General features: G+C 74.1%; 13 protein-coding genes. 8 read left to right on the top strand and 5 right to left on the bottom strand.

The window, feature by feature from the left end; genetic code table 11:
• Positions 1 to 21: 21 nt before the first annotated feature.
• From ACIQUQ_RS32635 to ACIQUQ_RS32620, 4 genes are all read left to right on the top strand, one after another.
• Positions 22 to 828 (top strand): STM4013/SEN3800 family hydrolase, encoded by an 807-nt coding sequence (locus ACIQUQ_RS32635; RefSeq protein ID WP_403983393.1) that lies wholly within the window; start codon positions 22 to 24, stop codon positions 826 to 828.
• On the top strand, positions 825 to 2,303 hold the full coding sequence (locus ACIQUQ_RS32630) for an STM4012 family radical SAM protein (protein WP_403983313.1): 1,479 nt from the start codon (positions 825 to 827) through the stop codon (positions 2,301 to 2,303). The genes ACIQUQ_RS32635 and ACIQUQ_RS32630 overlap by 4 nt, the downstream gene beginning before the upstream one ends.
• A gap of 5 nt (positions 2,304 to 2,308) precedes the next feature.
• On the top strand, positions 2,309 to 3,208 hold the full coding sequence (locus ACIQUQ_RS32625) for an STM4011 family radical SAM protein (RefSeq protein WP_403983311.1): 900 nt from the start codon (positions 2,309 to 2,311) through the stop codon (positions 3,206 to 3,208).
• 71 nt (positions 3,209 to 3,279) lie between these two features.
• Entirely contained in the window at positions 3,280 to 4,260 is a 981-nt protein-coding gene (locus ACIQUQ_RS32620; RefSeq protein WP_403983309.1) for a tetratricopeptide repeat protein, read from the top strand.
• A gap of 303 nt (positions 4,261 to 4,563) precedes the next feature.
• Here ACIQUQ_RS32620 and ACIQUQ_RS32615 read toward each other — a convergent pair whose 3' ends face one another.
• The 3 genes from ACIQUQ_RS32615 to ACIQUQ_RS32605 form a co-directional block, all read right to left on the bottom strand.
• Complete coding sequence (locus ACIQUQ_RS32615) at positions 4,564 to 6,894, bottom strand: bifunctional polysaccharide deacetylase/glycosyltransferase family 2 protein (RefSeq protein WP_403983391.1); 2,331 nt, start codon at positions 6,892 to 6,894, stop codon at positions 4,564 to 4,566.
• A 128-nt stretch (positions 6,895 to 7,022) separates the two neighbouring features.
• Positions 7,023 to 7,598 carry a hypothetical protein gene (locus ACIQUQ_RS32610; protein WP_403983307.1) on the bottom strand — a complete coding sequence of 192 codons (576 nt, stop codon included), beginning with the start codon at positions 7,596 to 7,598 and terminating at the stop codon, positions 7,023 to 7,025.
• Between the two features lie 829 nt (positions 7,599 to 8,427).
• Positions 8,428 to 9,819 (bottom strand): Mucin-2, encoded by a 1,392-nt coding sequence (locus ACIQUQ_RS32605; RefSeq protein WP_403983306.1) that lies wholly within the window; start codon positions 9,817 to 9,819, stop codon positions 8,428 to 8,430.
• 359 nt (positions 9,820 to 10,178) lie between these two features.
• On the opposite strand from ACIQUQ_RS32605, the gene ACIQUQ_RS32600 reads away from it, so the two are divergent.
• Positions 10,179 to 10,514 carry a hypothetical protein gene (locus ACIQUQ_RS32600; RefSeq protein WP_403983304.1) on the top strand — a complete coding sequence of 112 codons (336 nt, stop codon included), beginning with the start codon at positions 10,179 to 10,181 and terminating at the stop codon, positions 10,512 to 10,514.
• Positions 10,515 to 10,550: 36 nt separating this feature from the next.
• Here ACIQUQ_RS32600 and ACIQUQ_RS32595 read toward each other — a convergent pair whose 3' ends face one another.
• Positions 10,551 to 10,886: an ankyrin repeat domain-containing protein gene (locus ACIQUQ_RS32595; RefSeq protein WP_403983302.1), complete on the bottom strand. Its 336-nt coding sequence runs from the start codon at positions 10,884 to 10,886 to the stop codon at positions 10,551 to 10,553.
• Positions 10,887 to 11,001: 115 nt separating this feature from the next.
• On the opposite strand from ACIQUQ_RS32595, the gene ACIQUQ_RS32590 reads away from it, so the two are divergent.
• The 3 genes from ACIQUQ_RS32590 (at position 11,002) to ACIQUQ_RS32580 (ending at position 12,893) form a co-directional block, all read left to right on the top strand.
• Positions 11,002 to 11,798, top strand: a protein-coding gene (locus ACIQUQ_RS32590; protein WP_403983389.1) for an IS5 family transposase whose coding sequence is annotated in 2 segments (ribosomal slippage) — positions 11,002 to 11,337 and positions 11,340 to 11,798 — 795 coding nt in all. Because the reading frame shifts where the segments join, the coding sequence is not laid out codon by codon here.
• Positions 11,799 to 11,896: 98 nt separating this feature from the next.
• Positions 11,897 to 12,502: an SMI1/KNR4 family protein gene (locus tag ACIQUQ_RS32585; RefSeq protein ID WP_403983300.1), complete on the top strand. Its 606-nt coding sequence runs from the start codon at positions 11,897 to 11,899 to the stop codon at positions 12,500 to 12,502.
• Between the two features lie 58 nt (positions 12,503 to 12,560).
• Positions 12,561 to 12,893 (top strand): hypothetical protein, encoded by a 333-nt coding sequence (locus ACIQUQ_RS32580; RefSeq protein ID WP_403983298.1) that lies wholly within the window; start codon positions 12,561 to 12,563, stop codon positions 12,891 to 12,893.
• 324 nt (positions 12,894 to 13,217) lie between these two features.
• On the opposite strand, the gene ACIQUQ_RS32575 is transcribed toward ACIQUQ_RS32580, so the two are convergent.
• The gene (locus ACIQUQ_RS32575) at positions 13,218 to 14,231 is read right to left on the bottom strand and encodes a hypothetical protein (RefSeq protein ID WP_403983296.1); all 1,014 of its coding nucleotides are present in this window, start codon (positions 14,229 to 14,231) and stop codon (positions 13,218 to 13,220) included.
• Between the last annotated feature and the right edge of the window lie 776 nt (positions 14,232 to 15,007).

Here is a 15,007-nt window from a genome sequence, read left to right as displayed (position 1 = left end):
ACCGCCCCCGAGGGGCCGGACATGAACGAGGTCGTCGGCCGCGACGACCTCCTCCTGCTCACCCTCGACACCCTCCGGTACGACGTGGCCGCCGAACTGGCCGCCGCCGGACGCATCCCCCACCTCGCCCGCCACCTCCCGGGCGGCGCCTGGGAACGGCGGCACGCGCCCGGCAGCTTCACCTACGCCTCCCACCAGGCGATGTTCGCCGGCTTCCTGCCCACCCCCGCCGCGCCCGGCCCGCACCCGAGGCTGTTCGCGGCGCGCTTCGCCGGCAGCGAGACCACCGCGGGACGCACCTGGGTCTTCGACACGCCCGACCTGGTCTCCGGCCTCGCCGCGGCCGGCTACCGCACGGTGTGCGTCGGCGGCGTCGGCTTCTTCAACAAACAGGGTGCGCTCGGGGACGTGCTCCCCGGCATGTTCCAGGAGAGCCACTGGGAGCCCGAGTTCGGCGTGGCGTCCCCCACCTCCTTCGAGGCCCAGGTGGCGCGGGCCGAGCGGGTCGTCGGCTCGCTCCCCGAGGAGCAGCGGCTGTTCCTCTTCCTCAACGTCTCCGCGCTGCACCAGCCCAACTGGTTCCACACGCCCGGCGCCACCCGCGAGGCCGGCGACAGCCGGGCCACGCACGCCGCCGCGCTGGAGTACGTCGACCGTCACATCGGCCGGCTCTTCGCCGCGATGGGCTCCCGCCGGCGCTGCTTCGCCATCGTCTGCTCCGACCACGGCACCACCTACGGCGACGACGGCTACACCGGACACCGGCTCGCCCACGAGGCCGTCTGGACCGTGCCTTACGCCCACTTCTTCCTGGAGCACTCCGCATGACGCCCACCGCGACCGAGACGGCCACCGCGACCGAGACGGCCGCCGCGACCGAGACGCCCACCGCGACCGAGACGCCCACCGCGACCGAGACGCCCACCGCGACGGCGACGCCGACCGGGGCGGCGGAAGGCACTGCGGCCCCCGTCCGCCCGTACCAGAGCTACGTCTACGCCTACCCGCACAAGACGGCGTACCGCCCGCTCCCCGAGCGGCCCGCCCTGCGCGACCTCTGGCGGGGCGAGGACAAGCAGGCCCTCTCCCTCTACCTGCACATACCGTTCTGCGAGGTCCGCTGCGGCTTCTGCAACCTCTTCACCCGCATCGGCGCCCCCGACGGGCTCGCCGGCCGGTACCTCGACGCGCTCGACCGCCAGGCCGCCGCCGTCCGGGAGGCCCTCGGCGACGAGGGCCCGGTGCGGTTCGCCAACGCCGCCTTCGGCGGCGGCACCCCGACCTTCCTCACCGCCGCCGAACTGACCAGGCTCTGCGACATCGCCGAACACCGCATGGGCGCCGACCTGCGCGCCGTACCCCTCTCCGTCGAGACCTCGCCCGCCACCGCGACCGCCGACCGGCTCGCCGTCCTCGCCGACCGCGGCGCCACCCGCGTCAGCATCGGCGTACAGAGCTTCGTCGACGACGAGGCCCGGGCGGCGGTCCGGCCGCAGCGCCGCGCCGACGTCGAGGCCGCGCTCGGCCGGATCCGCGACGCCCGCGTCCCGGTCCTCAACATCGACCTCATCTACGGCATCGACGGCCAGACCCCCGCCACCTGGCGCACCTCGCTGGACGCCGCCCTCGCCTGGCAGCCCGAGGAGCTGTACCTCTACCCCCTGTACGTCCGCCCGCTCACCGGCCTCGCCCGCCGCACCGCGCACACCGACCGGGAATGGGACGAGCAGCGCCTGGCCCTCTACCGCCAGGGCCGCGACCACCTCCTCGCGCAGGGCTACGAGCAGGTGTCCATGCGGATGTTCCGGCGGCCCGGCGCCGCCCCGCAGGGACCCGACGACCACGCCTGCCAGACCGACGGCATGATCGGCCTCGGCTGCGGGGCACGCTCGTACACCTCGGCCCTCCACTACTCCTTCGACTACGCCGTCGACATGGGGGAGATCCGGGCCATCATCGACGACTACACGGCCACCACCGACTTCGGCCGCGCCGTCCACGGCCGTTACGTCGACGGCACCGAGGCGCGCCGCCGCCACCTCCTGCAGTCCCTCCTCCAGGCCCGCGGCATGCCGCTCGCCGACTACCGGGACCGCTTCGGCACCGGCCCGCACGAGGACTTCCCGGCGGAACTGGCCGCCTTCGACGCCCGCGGCTGGCTGGAGGAGACCGCGGACCCGGCGGGCGGCGCCGGCCCGCTCCTGCGCCTGACGCCCGAGGGACTCGCCCACTCCGACGCCCTCGGCCCCGCGCTCTTCTCGCCCGCCGTACGCGCCGCCATGGCCGCCTACGACCCGAAGTAGCCGCCGTGGACCTGACGATCCTCTACCGAGGGCCCCTCGCCTCCTGCGACTACGACTGCCCGTACTGCCCCTTCGCGAAGCGCCGTGACACGCCCGGTCAGCTGCGCGCCGACCGCGCCGCGCTGGAGCGCTTCACCGCCTGGGCGGGGGAGCAGCGGGACGACCGGTTGTCGGTCCTCTTCACCCCGTGGGGCGAGGGCCTGGTCCGCTCCTGGTACCGCCGCGCCCTCGTCGAGCTGTCCCACCAGCCGCACGTCACGCGCGTCGCCATCCAGACCAACCTCAGCTGCCGCACCGACTGGCTCGCCGACGCCGACCCGGCCACCGTCGCCCTCTGGTGCACCTACCACCCGGGCCAGACGCCGTACGACCGCTTCCTGGCGAAGGTCCGCGACCTCGCCGACCGCGGCATCCGGCACAGCGTCGGCATCGTCGGCCTGCCCGAGAACCTGCCGGACGCCCGGCGGCTGCGCGCCGACCTCCCGTCCCACGTCTACCTCTGGGCCAACGCGGCCGAGGGCCACACCTACACCGACGCCGAGGCCGACGACTGGACCGCCCTCGACCCGCTCTTCCCGTACAGCCGGCACCCCCACCGATCGGCCGGACTGCCCTGCCGCACCGGCGAGTCGGTCCTCTCGGTGGACGGCGAGGGCACGGTCCGCCGCTGCCACTTCGTCCGCGCGGAACTCGGCAACCTCTACGACGGCTCGTACCGTGCCGCCCTCGCCCCCCGCCCCTGCCCCCTCGCCACCTGCGACTGCCACATCGGCTACGTCCACCTCGAAACCCTCCCCCTGTACGACGTCTTCGCCGGCGGAGTCCTGGAACGCGTCCCCGCTCCCACCCACCCCGAAGCCCCCGCCTTCGTCCCCTTGGCCCGGGTACGTCCCATCGCGGATTGACGACTTCCGGTTCGCAGGCGATATTTGCGCGGCCGAGCAACGGCTCGGATCGCAACACCGGGGTGGGAAACATGCACGACACGAACGAACAGGCCACCGCGTCGCGCGCGGACGTCGGCGGAAGCGCCGTGACCACGGCCGACGTGGCCGCCGAGGGCGCCAGAGCCCGGGCGCTGATCGCGGCCGGCCGGTACCGCCAGGCACGCCGGGTCGCGAAGGCGGCCCTCGAAACCCACGGCCCCGCCCCGGAGTTGTCGCTCGCCCTTGCGGTCGCACACGTCGCGGAGGACCGCGACGACCACGACGACCGGGCCGAGAAGGTGTTCCGGCGCGCCCTGGCGGACTTCCCCGGGGATCCGGACCTGCTCGCCGGCTACGCGGAACTGTGCCTGCGCACCATCCACGCGGACCGCCCCGCGCGCAGCAGCCGGGGACCGGCTCTGGTGGAGCGCCTCACGGTGCTCGCCCCCGGGTCGGCGCAGGCCCGCAGGGTGGCGGCGGTGGCCGCCGCGCCGCACCACAACGCCGGGCTGGCGCACGCCCGCGCCGTCCAGCGGCACGACCTCCGCGACGCCCTCGCCACCGCCGGCGCGCGCGGCGCCGCGCAGGCAGCCCGGGCGCAGGCCGCCCTCCGTCCGGACGACGCGCGACGGGCGGTGCTCGCCGCCAGCCTCGGCGAACTGGCACGCCCCTGGGCGGCCCCTCTCGTGCCGCTCGCCCGCTCGCCCTACGGATCCGACCTCGTCGGGGCGGCGGTCCTCGCCGTGCTGCTCCTCAACGCCGCAGCCCTCGGCTTCCCGGCCTGGGCGCTGGGCTGCCTGGCCCTGCTGGCGCGGATGCCCCGGATCCTGCTGGCCGGCCGGCTCCGCGTCGCCCGGCGCCGCGGGGAGCTCGCGGCGGCGGCGCACCCGGCGATCGTCGCGCCCGCGCTGCCCGGCCTGCCGCCCGTACGGCTCGCCCCGCGGGACAGGCTCCTGGCCCTCGCCTCGCGCGGTGTCGTGTGCTCCGGCGTCGCGGGCGCCGTCGTGGGGACGTACGCCGCCCACGTGTAGGAGTTGCGGGCCGACGAGGGGGGACCCGCGGCACGGGGCGGGCTCGGCGTCAGAGGACGTTCATCAGGATGATCGCCGCGAGGTCCGCGAGGATGACGGCGACGACTCCGATCACCATGAACCACGCCTGGCGCGACTCGTCCACGCCGTCACCCGCCTCCCGTACCCGTGCCGCCGGCCCCCGGGTGCCGACAGACCGGCCGGCCGCGGACCGCTCGTACGCGCGCCGGCCGGCCTCCTGCCATCGTCCCCCGGCCGGCCCGGGACCACATCTCGGGCCGGCCGGAGCGGTGGGACGCCGCGTCAGCGGTGCTCGTCCCACTGGTCCCGTCCGGGCCCCTCCGAGGGCCAGATGTGGCTCTGCGGAGCCGCCGGGTACGGGGCCTGCCGGGGCCGGTACGCCGGTGCGGGCCCGGGGTCGTACCCGAAGCGCGGCGCGGGCTGGGAGCCGTACGCCTCGTCGAAGCCGGGCGCCGGGTCGGCGGCCTGGGCCTCGTACCCCTGCCCGTACCCGGACGCCGGCACGGCTTCGTACCCGTGCGCGGCCACCGGCACCGGTGCGGGCGCTTCCGCCGGCGCCGCCACCGGAACCGAGAGGCTCCCGTACCGCTCCATCCGCTGCCACCGCAGCCGGGAGCCCGCGATCGCGGTGAACACCGACTGGATCACCACCAGGTACATCAGCTGGCGGTAGACGAACTGCTGGAGCGGCAGGCTCCACAGAGGTCCCGGCCGCTCGCCGTCCAGCCGGAACGCGTACAGCCCCATCAGCACCTGGAGCAGCAGGAACGCCGTCCACAGCCCCACGATGCGCACCGGGTCGAGGAAGACCAGCCCGTACACGGCGAACACGTCCACGACCGGCGCGAGCAGCGGCAGCAGCACCTGGAACATCAGCAGGTACACCAGCCCGCGCCGCCCCAGCTTGCCCGCCTGCCCGCGCTGCACCAGAGCGCCGCGGTGCTTCCACATGGCCTGCAGGGTGCCGTAGCACCAGCGGTAGCGCTGCTTCCACAGCGCGCCGAGCGAGGCCGGCGCCTCCGTCCAGGCCTTGGCCCGCTCCTCGTACACGACCCGCCACCCGTCCCGGCACAGCGCCATCGTGAGGTCGGTGTCCTCGGCCAGCGTGATCTCGCTGACCCCGCCCACCCGCAGCAGCGCGTCGCGCCGGAAGGCGCCCACGGCCCCCGGCACGGTGGGCATGCACTCGGCCAGGTCGAACAGACGGCGGTCGAGGTTGAAGCCGACCACGTACTCGATGTGCTGCCAGCGCCCCAGCAGACCGCCCCGGTTGACCACCTTGGCGTTGCCCGACACGGCGCCCACGCGGGGGTCCGCGAAGGGCTGGACGATCATCCGGACCGCGTCGGGCTCGAAGACGGTGTCGCCGTCGACCATCACCAGCAGGTCGCAGGAGGCCGCGGCGATGCCGGTGTTCAGGGCGGCCGGCTTGCCGGCGTTCTCCTGCCGGATGACGCGGACGCCGGGCAGTCGCAGCGCCTCCACGATGTCGGCCGTGCCGTCGGTCGACCCGTCGTCGACCACGATGACCTCGACCGGATGGTCCGAGGCGAGCAGCGAGCGGACGGCGGCCTCGATCCCCGCGCTCTCGTTGTACGCCGGGACGATCACGCTCACCGGCTCGGTGACCGGCGGACCCCAGGGCTTCCGACGCATCCGCACGTGGCGCCGCGCGGCCACGAACACCGCGACCGCCCGGAGGGCGCTGATCGCGCCGGCCGCCCACAGCAGCCAGGACAGCCCGTCCAGCACCCAGTCACTGGTGCGGAGCGCGGCGATCAGGGCGGAGCCCTGCCACGCGTGCGCGGTGGTGGCGGGCCGCTCCGTCCGGGGCAGCGAGACGGCCTCGCCGACCGTGGTGAACCGCCACCCCGCCTTCTTCAGGCGGGGCACCAGCAGGTCGAGTGCGGCGACGGTCTGCGCCCGGTCCCCGCCCGCGTCGTGCAGCAGCACGATCTGCCCGGACCGGCCCGCGGGGGTCGAGTTCGCGACGATCCGGTCCACGCCCGGGCGCCGCCAGTCCTGGCTGTCGCGCGTGGTCAGCACCGTGAGGTAGCCCTCGCGGCCGGCCTGCGCGACGGCGTCCCAGTCGGCGTCGGTGAGCGCCCGGTTCGTGGAGGAGTACGGCGGCCGCAGCAGCGGCGTGGTGACCCCGGTGGCGCCGGCGACCACCAGCTGGCTCTGGCGCAGCTCGAACGTACGCCGCCAGGGGGAGGCCGACCCGAGGTCGGTGTGCGTGAAGCTGTGCAGGCCGATCTGGTGCCCCTCGGCGACGATCCGGCGGGCCAGCCCGGGGTTCTCGGCGACCCGGGTGCCGACGGTGAAGAAAGTGGCGTGCACCCCGTGGCGCCGCAGCACGTCGAGGACCTTCGGCGTCCAGACCGGGTCCGGGCCGTCGTCGAAGGTCAGGGAGACCGTGCGGGCCGCCGGGGCGGTGGTGCGGGCGGAGGACCCCTCGATCACCGGCCCGCCGGAGCCGACGGCGGCGGGCACGGAGGTGGCGGTCGCGGGCTCGCGGGGGGTCGCGTCGGGGGTGCGGTCGAAGAGGTGCTGGGTGTAGCCCTGGAGGAGCAGCGCCGCCGAGAGGGTCAGCACGAGGGTGGTCAGCAGCATCCAGTGCGTGCGCACGGGGACGTCGCGGACGCTGGTGTGCCGGCCGCGGGCCCGGCGGCGGATGGTGGTGGCCAAGGGGGGAGCGCTTCCTGTTCTGCCTGCTGCGGTGGGGTGGAGCGTGGCGGGGACTACGGCTTGGCGGTCGGCTTGCCGTTGCCCTGGCCGGGCGGGGAGGTGGTCCGGCCCCGCCCCTGGCCGGGCGGGGTCGGCTTGGCCGTGGGGCCGCCGGTGGCCCTGGTCGGCGCGGGCGCTGTCGTGGGCGCCGACGTGGGTGCCGGGCTGCCGGAGCCGGACGTGGCGCCCGGCCGCGGAGAGGGGGTCGTCTTGCGGGTGCCGGCCGGGGTGGTGCGCGGGTCGCCGCCCGTCGGGTCCCCTCCGGTGGGACCGGGGGTGCCGGCACCGGTCGTCGGGCCGGCCGGCTCGGCGCTGCGCGGCGCCTGGGCGGAGGGCAGGAAGGGGGCCTCGATCGTGGGGCCGCCCAGGAGGGTGCTGACGAGCAGGGCTACGTACGCCAGTGCCGGCACGACCAGCAGGTAGCCCCACCGGCGCACCCGCCGCTGCCGGCGGCCGGAGCTGTCCACGAAGACCGGACCGGCTTCGGGTATCCCCGCCGGCGCCGGGCCGGGCACCGCCTCGTGCGCGCCCGCGTCGCCGAGGAGGAGCTCCATGGTGTCGTCGTCCTGGATGCCGGAGGGTCGGTGCATGCGGGGATGGCCTCTGGGGGGTCGGGTGTACGGGCGGGTCGTCTCATGCCCTACAGCGTTGGCGGACCCCCATGTGTCACTCCCGCCCCGGCGGGCGGTGCGGGCACCGTGATCGTGCCGATCCCGGGTCGTGCGACTCGGCCGGACATGTCCGAAAAGCGTCCGTCGCCTGCGTGTGCCGGAGGCTTCTGCCCGCCCTGTCCGTGACGCGGACCGGGCGTCAGCCTGTCCGTGAGCGGTTGCCCCGTGATGGCCGCCGCGCCGCCTGGGCCGTCCCTTCCGGATCTCGCGCGTCGAGCCCGCGTCGTCCGGTGCCGTGCAACGCAGGGCGGAGAGCTGCCGGCGTACCGGATGCACCTGGGCACCTCCACAACGCGGCGAGGTGCGGTGCCGGACGACGGGGGTTCTGTGGGCACCTCCCAGCGGTAGCCGGGGGAGCATGACCCGGAAGAGACGGCCCGGCCGCCGGCCAGGCTCACGTGCTGCCGCCGGCCGGGGCCGCCGGGGCGGTGCCGCTCGCCCTGTGCGTCGGCACTGGCCGCGGTGGCGTGCCAGCAGAACGGCACCAACGCCGTCGGGCTGCAGCACCGGATCAATGCAGGCGCGGCCCCCGCCTCGCCATTTCCCAACGGGATGGGGCCGCCGGGCCGCCGGGCCGCCCGGGTCACGACGGCTGCTCTCCAGGGCTTCCGCGCGGGCACGGTGCTCCTCGGGAGTCGCGGCCGCGGGCGGTTCTGCCTCCTCGCCGTAACGCGCGGCGGGTCGCAAGCGTGGGGCGGGCGGCTCCGAATGCGTCCCTCCGTGGTCCGCACGCCGCCCGGGACGGCGGTCAGTCGTAGGCGCCGGCCCGGGCGAGGACGGCGGCCATCTCGGCCTCCGGGAGTGCGGGGTTGGCGCCCGCGCTGGAGGCCAGTTCGGGGACGTGCAGCGCCTCGCGGAGCCGGGGCAGCGGGAGGCGGGGGTCCTCGGCCGCCGCCTGACGCGTCCAGACCGCCGGATCGTGGCTGAGGCGCTCGATCAGCTCGGGGGTGGCCGCGGGGTCACGGACGGCCAGCCGGCGGTAGTTCCCGTCCGGATGGTCCGCGTACCGCGCGGCCAGGCCCTCGCGGGGGAACCGGGGGTGCGTCTCGGCCATCCAGGCGGAGAACGTCCCGCCCAGCCGCGCGAACACCCGCATCAGGACTTCCTCCGGGGCGTCGGGGTGGTGGATGCCCAGGTGGTCCTCCACCAGGGGGTCCCCGCTGCGGGCCAGCACGTCCAGGAGGCCGGGCGGCAGGTGGGGGCTCAGGGCGGCCGTGCGGCGGAGCAGCGGGTGGGCGGAGGTCGCCGCGCGGCGCAGCACGTCGGGATCGGCGAGCCCCTCCCGGACCCACTCCACGTCCCCCCGGTCGAAGTCCCCCGCCGTGAACTCGACCGACATCCGCCGCGCCTCGTCCAGTTCCGGCCGGAGGGAGACCGCGAGCCGGACCTCCTCGTCCGGGTCCGTGGCCAGCAGCTCCACGAGGTCGGCGGGCAGGGACGGGTTCCCGGCCAGCGCGGCCAGGTGCGTGCGCCCGGCGACGCACCGTTCGGCGTCGGCACGGCGGAGGTGTCCACGGCGCTGCGCCTCCTCGGCGGCCTCCGGATCGCCGAGAAGTCCGGCCGTGACGCGTGCGTCGCCCCGGCACTCCCACAACGCGGCGGCCCGCCGCACCCCGGGGTCGGGGTCGGCCGCCAGCGCGGACCGCTCGCCCGCCGTCAGCAACTCCCACGCGCCCACGGCGCGGAGACGCGCCGCGGGATCGTCGTGGGCGGCCAGCGAGGCCGTGAACGCGGGCCTCAGGTAAGGGGAATCCAGCAGCGCCGCCCGTACGGACGGCTCGGGGTCCCGGAGCAGCCGGGCGTACACGGCGTCCGGCAGCGGCAGCACCGTCGCACGCGGCACGCGCCGCTCGGGCCCGTACGCGAGAGCGGCCCGTACCACGGGGGAGGGGTCGTCCACGAGCCGCGCCCGCTGGCCGGGCCCGGCCCCGGTGCTGGTCGCGAACTCGACCCGGACCGCGGGACGGGGGCTGGCCAGGACGAGTACGACGGCCTCCTCGGGGAGCCCGGGGCGCCGGAGCGCGTGACCGAGGGCGAGGTCGTCGTGCCCGTCGAGCGACAGCAGACGCAGCAGCAGGGCCACCGGGAGCGCCGGATTCCGGGCAAGCCCGCTCAGCGCGGATGCGTGAAACGCGGCCATGCGGTGTCTTCCCCCGTGTGGTCCGGTGCCGGTCGCCCCCATGATGCCGGGTCCGACCGGTGTGGCCGGGGGTGCCCCTGCGATCCTGGTTGCGGGTGAGTGGCGTCCGTGACATTGGCGGCCATCGGCACGTCGAGCCCTTCCCGGATCACCACTGCTCGCCGCCGGGTCGCTCCACATGGTCGTGAGCAGTCCTCATGGAGGCGCGCCGGCCCGCTTGAGCCCCCGACCAGCCGCTCGGCAGGGGGCCAATTTCTTCGGCCAAGCTGTTCGGGCCCCGGCGCCCGTGGCGGTGTGAGCCCGGTGCGATAGTTGGCTCCGTCGCAGGTGAACAGGGCTGCCAGCCGCAGGAGGTATGAGTGGAGCGGATCACTGAGGACCAGGTCGCACGGCTGGCCCGCTTCGTGTCGGCACGAATTCCCGACACGGCTTCGCTTCAAGGCGACGCCCGCCGCACGGCCACGGCCCTGCGCCTGGCCGCGAACAAGCAGATCGCGGCGGTGCTCTTCCACCGAAACTCTCCGGCCGAGCGCTCAGGGGAGACAGAGCTGCATGCAGCCGCCTCGTGGAACCTGCTGGTCGCCTTGGCCGGAATCTGGCACGACCACCCGGACTTCCCCGCGGACGCCGCCGTGGAAACCTTCGACTTCGACTGCGAGTCGCCTCTCACCACGTCTGTGCAGCGCGACTCCTGAGCGATGCCATGCCGTTCACGGCCATCGCCTGCACGTTCATATGCCTGCGCCGTCTCGCCTGCTGATGTGCTGGCGCAACAGCTCTGTCGCCAGCGTGTGATCGTACTGCTCGGCCACATGCATGGGCGTGTGACCATCGGGATCTGGGAGCTGCGGGTCCGCGCCGAAGGCCAGCAGGACGGCCGTGGTGTGCACGGTCAGTGGCCTCCCGCTCTGCAAGGCACTGTCGCCCTCGACGTCAATGGCGTGTGTCAAGAGCGTCGAGTTGCCCTGCACCTCATTGGGATCAGTGCCTGCAGCAAGCAGACGCGCCAACGTCTCGGCGTCCTCGTGCTCCACCGCAAGATGAGCCGGCGTCCAGTCGTCGTTCACGAGGCCATTCAACCCGCCCCACCCCCGTCCGCCAACGAGCTTTCACAATGATTGAGACGACGTCTAAGAGGTCGTCTCAACTGGCTCGATTACTAGGCTGGCGGCCGTGCTGGCGATGGTGGAGCGTCTGGTGCCGGATGGGTTGTGGGAGTTGTTCCAGCGGGTGGTTCCGGCCGCTCCGGTACGACCCCAGGGTGGTGGCCGGCGAAGGTATGGGGATCGGCAGGTGCTGGCGGCCATCGTGTTCGTGGCCACGACAGGCTGCACGTGGCGCCAACTGCCGCCGGGTTTTGGCCCGTCCGGGCCGACCGCGCACCGCCGGTTCACCGAGTGGAGCCGGGCCCGGGTATGGGGCAAGCTCCACCGCCTGGTCCTGGACGAGCTCGGAGCCCGCGGCGCCCTGGACTGGTCCCGGTGCGCGATCGACTCCGTGAGCATGCGGGCGACGAAAGGGGGGACCTGACAGGTCCGAATCCCGTAGATCGCGGCAAGAAGGGATCAAAGATCCACTTGATCACCGAGCGGACCGGTCTGCCGCTGTCGATCGGGATCTCGGCTGCGAACACCCATGACAGCCAGGGGCTGGAGCCCTTGGTGCGGGGCATCCCGCCGATCCGGTCCCGCCGCGGGCCGCGGCGCCGTCGACCGGCCAAGCTGCACGGTGACAAGGGATACGATTTCGACCGGCTTCGCGCGTGGCTCCGCTCCCGCAGCATCACACCGCGCATCGCGCGCCGGGGCATCGAATCCTCCCAGCGGCTGGGCCGTCATCGGTGGACCGTGGAGCGCACGGTGGCGTGGCTGTGCGGGTGCCGTCGTCTGCACCATCGCTACGAGCGCAAGGCCGAACACTTCCTGGCGTTCGCCGGCATCGCCGCTGCCCTGATCTGCTACCGCAGGCTGACAGCCTGACCGGCGAGCCCTCCGGGCTGGGATGATCCGTGCCATACCCCGAATGCCCCAAGAGGGCTTGCTTCCCGCACAGGCGGCACACACCAACGAGGAACGCCATGACCGACTACCTGGCCGCCACCATGGCGATGCTCGGCCCGGCCCAGAACCGCTACGCGGACCTCGCCGCCTGGGAGCGGCTCCACGCACAACTCGACATCCGGCTGCCGACCGACTACCAGGCCCTGGTGGACGCATACGCTCCCATCCACCTCAACGGACACCTGTACCTGCTCCATCCCGCGACCGAGCGATGGAACCTGGGCCAGTGGATCACGGACACGGTCCGGGCCTGGAACGACGTGCCCTGGGATGAACTCGACCTTGACGCCGACGAAGATCCCCGTGCGCTGTTCGGACTCACGGAGCTGAGATTCGGTACCCGCAACGGACTGTGGCCGATCGCCAGCACCGACCGAGGCGAGACGATCTTCCTCAGGGCCCCGGACGACACGGTCCCTTGGTTCCTGGTCGAAGACGGTGAAGGCGGCTGGGCACGGTACGACATCAGCTTCGCCGAGTGGCTCTACCGCCATCTCATCGGTGAAGACATGGCCGGCCCCAACACCTCCGCCTTCTACCCCGGCCCGGTACAGCTGCGCCGACTACCGATGACCGCCGACGAACGGCCAGAACCGTGGAGCGGGCCGGACCGCGGCATGTAACCCATTCCTCCACGACAGCCACATGCGACCACCAGAATGCCCCAGCGACCCAAACGAGATGAACTCTAAGGTGCGGTTCAGATCAGCCGATGAACAGGAGGAACAGAGGAACAGGTGCTGGAGAGCGGAGGCTCTACAGATCGCGGTCTCGTTCCTGGAAGGCAGCCGTCGGGAGCGCGGCTTCAAGAAGGTCCCGGGCGTGCGGAGCGAGTCCGTCCTTCCAGGTGTGTCGGTGATGTCACCGCCGGTCGAGCAGCCGGACAAAAAGTACCCGGCGCACGACGATGTCGACGGGCACGGGACCACCATGACCGCGGCCATCGTCGGCGACGGCTCCGGAGGCGCGCCTAAGGGTCTGGCTCCACGATGCTGCCGGGAGTCATCGGCGTAGGGAGCCATCGACGAGAAGGCCAAGGCGTTGAAGCTTTCCTCCCACGGGCCGGACACGGACTCGTCCGCATACGGCGGCAAGGCCCGGATCCGCTGCAGCGAGAACCATGGCACTCGCTCCTCGGCTTCCCAGTCGGGCAGCGGGCCGTCGGTGACGAAGGTCAGGACTTCCGGTCTCATGTCGTGATCACGGGTGTTCCCGCTCGGCCCTGACAAGCCTCCTCGGCAGGTCAGGCGGTGTTCGTTGCGGCTGTGGCACCGCAGGGGCCCGCCCCCGGGCCGGACCGCGGGGGCGGCAGGCACGGGGGCGGGTGGGGGAGTGGGCTCAGCAGGTCCGGCCTGAGCCGGTGCGCCTGGCGGCCGGGTACAGGACCGCCGCGGCCAGTACGGCCGCGAGGCCCGCGGCCAGCACCGCCAGGGCGTCGGCCATGGGGACCGAGTCGCCCCAGGCGCGGGCGAGCGGCTCGAAGCCGGTCACCCTGCCCATGACGTGCAGGCCGACCGCCGACAGGGCGGCCAGGGCGGCGGCCCACCACGCGGCCGTCGTGTCCCGGAGGACCAGCACCACGGCACAGCCGAGGCACAGCGCTGCGACCGCCGCGGGCAGGAGCCGTCCGGAACCCGCCGACAGCAACGGCACGGGATCCGCGGGCAGGTGCAGCCCGGCGACCACGAGCAGCGCCAGGGCCACGGGCCAGCGCAGGACCAGCCGCAGCGCGGCGGACCTCCGGACGACCCCGGACCCGGTGTCCTCACCGGGATCCTCGTCCTCGTCCTCGTGCCCGGTCCCGCCGCCGATGCGTACGGGAACGCGTACGGGGTTCCGGGCGGCGGCAGTTCGGACCGGAGCCCGTCCCGTGCCGCCGACGGCCGCGTCACCGGTGGCCGCGCCGCCGTCCGCATCCCGTTCCGGGGGTCCGGGATCGGGGACCGGGGCCGGGGCGGTGGTCCCGCGTACCGCGGGATCCTGGCCGGCGAGGACGCCCACCAGCTGGGCTACGTCCTCGACGGGCCGGGTGAGCGCGACCGCGCGCAGCGCGATTTCCGCCTCGGCTCCCTCCCGCGGGGACTTCGCCAGCAGGTCGATCAGCTCGCCCACCTCGTGGACGGGGCGCGAGACGGCCGCGGTGCGGAGGGCCTCCGCCACGAGTTCGGGGTAGCGCCCGCTCTGGTTGAGCAGGTCGAGAAGGGTGGCGACCTGGTCCAGCGGTCGGCCCGCGGCCGCCGTGTTCACCAGGGAGTGCAGGGCGTCCGCACTCACCTCGCCCGCGGCAGGGGGGTCGTCGGGAAGCCCGCGGCGGTCTGCCGGTGGTGCCGCGGGCGCGATTGTCTTGTTCATCGGAACTCCGTTCGCCGACGCGCGGGGTTTGCTCGACGCGCGTCGGTCGCTGTGCGCCATTGGATGCGCACGCAATGTCATTAGGTGCCATGTCCGCGTCGTACGCCATTCGGGCCAGGCAAACGGGGGGTGTGCGGTGCCCTGCGGAGGCCGTCGCGGGTACCCCACGCCGCCTTACCCTGGGACGCTCCGTCGCCTCCCGGCCGGCGAACGCGACTTCCCCGTCGCGAGGGTCACCACCTTCCGAGGCCGCACCCGACCTGCGCGCGTGCCGACGCGCGTTGCGCCCCGTGGGCCGCGGGGCCCGTCCGTAGGCCACGTCCCACGTGCCGCCGCACCGGCCCGGCCCGGCGGCTCGCCGGTTCCCTGCCTGTGGCACCGGGACCCGTTGTCCGCGCCGCTGCCTGCTCGCCGGCGGCCCGTGTACGGGTCAGGGGATCCGGCATCGCCCCTCTCCCGCCTCTCCTCTCGGCCGCTGCCGGCCTTCGGCGCCGCGATGCCGCACGTTTCCGCGTGGCTCCCTCCCTCGGGGCGCCCCGCCGGAACCGCGTCGCGCCTCCCGCGCGTCCCGCTCTCCGTGCAGCGGTCCCCGGGCCTCCCCGTCGGTCGGCTACAGCCCTCCCACCAGCCGGTTCGGCCTTACGCACGGTAACCCCGCGCTCCCTGCGGGTCGATGAGGCCCCGCCAGGTGACGGGCCGCCATCGGCGTTGTCAGTGGCCCCCGCTACTGTCCCGCTCATACCGCAGCTCAGGGGGAGTTGGACCCCCTGGTTCCG

It is taken from the genome of Streptomyces sp. NPDC101118 (genome assembly GCF_044759445.1).
Lineage (GTDB): Bacteria > Actinomycetota > Actinomycetes > Streptomycetales > Streptomycetaceae > Streptomyces.
This window is presented reverse-complemented; position numbering and strand designations above follow the sequence as displayed.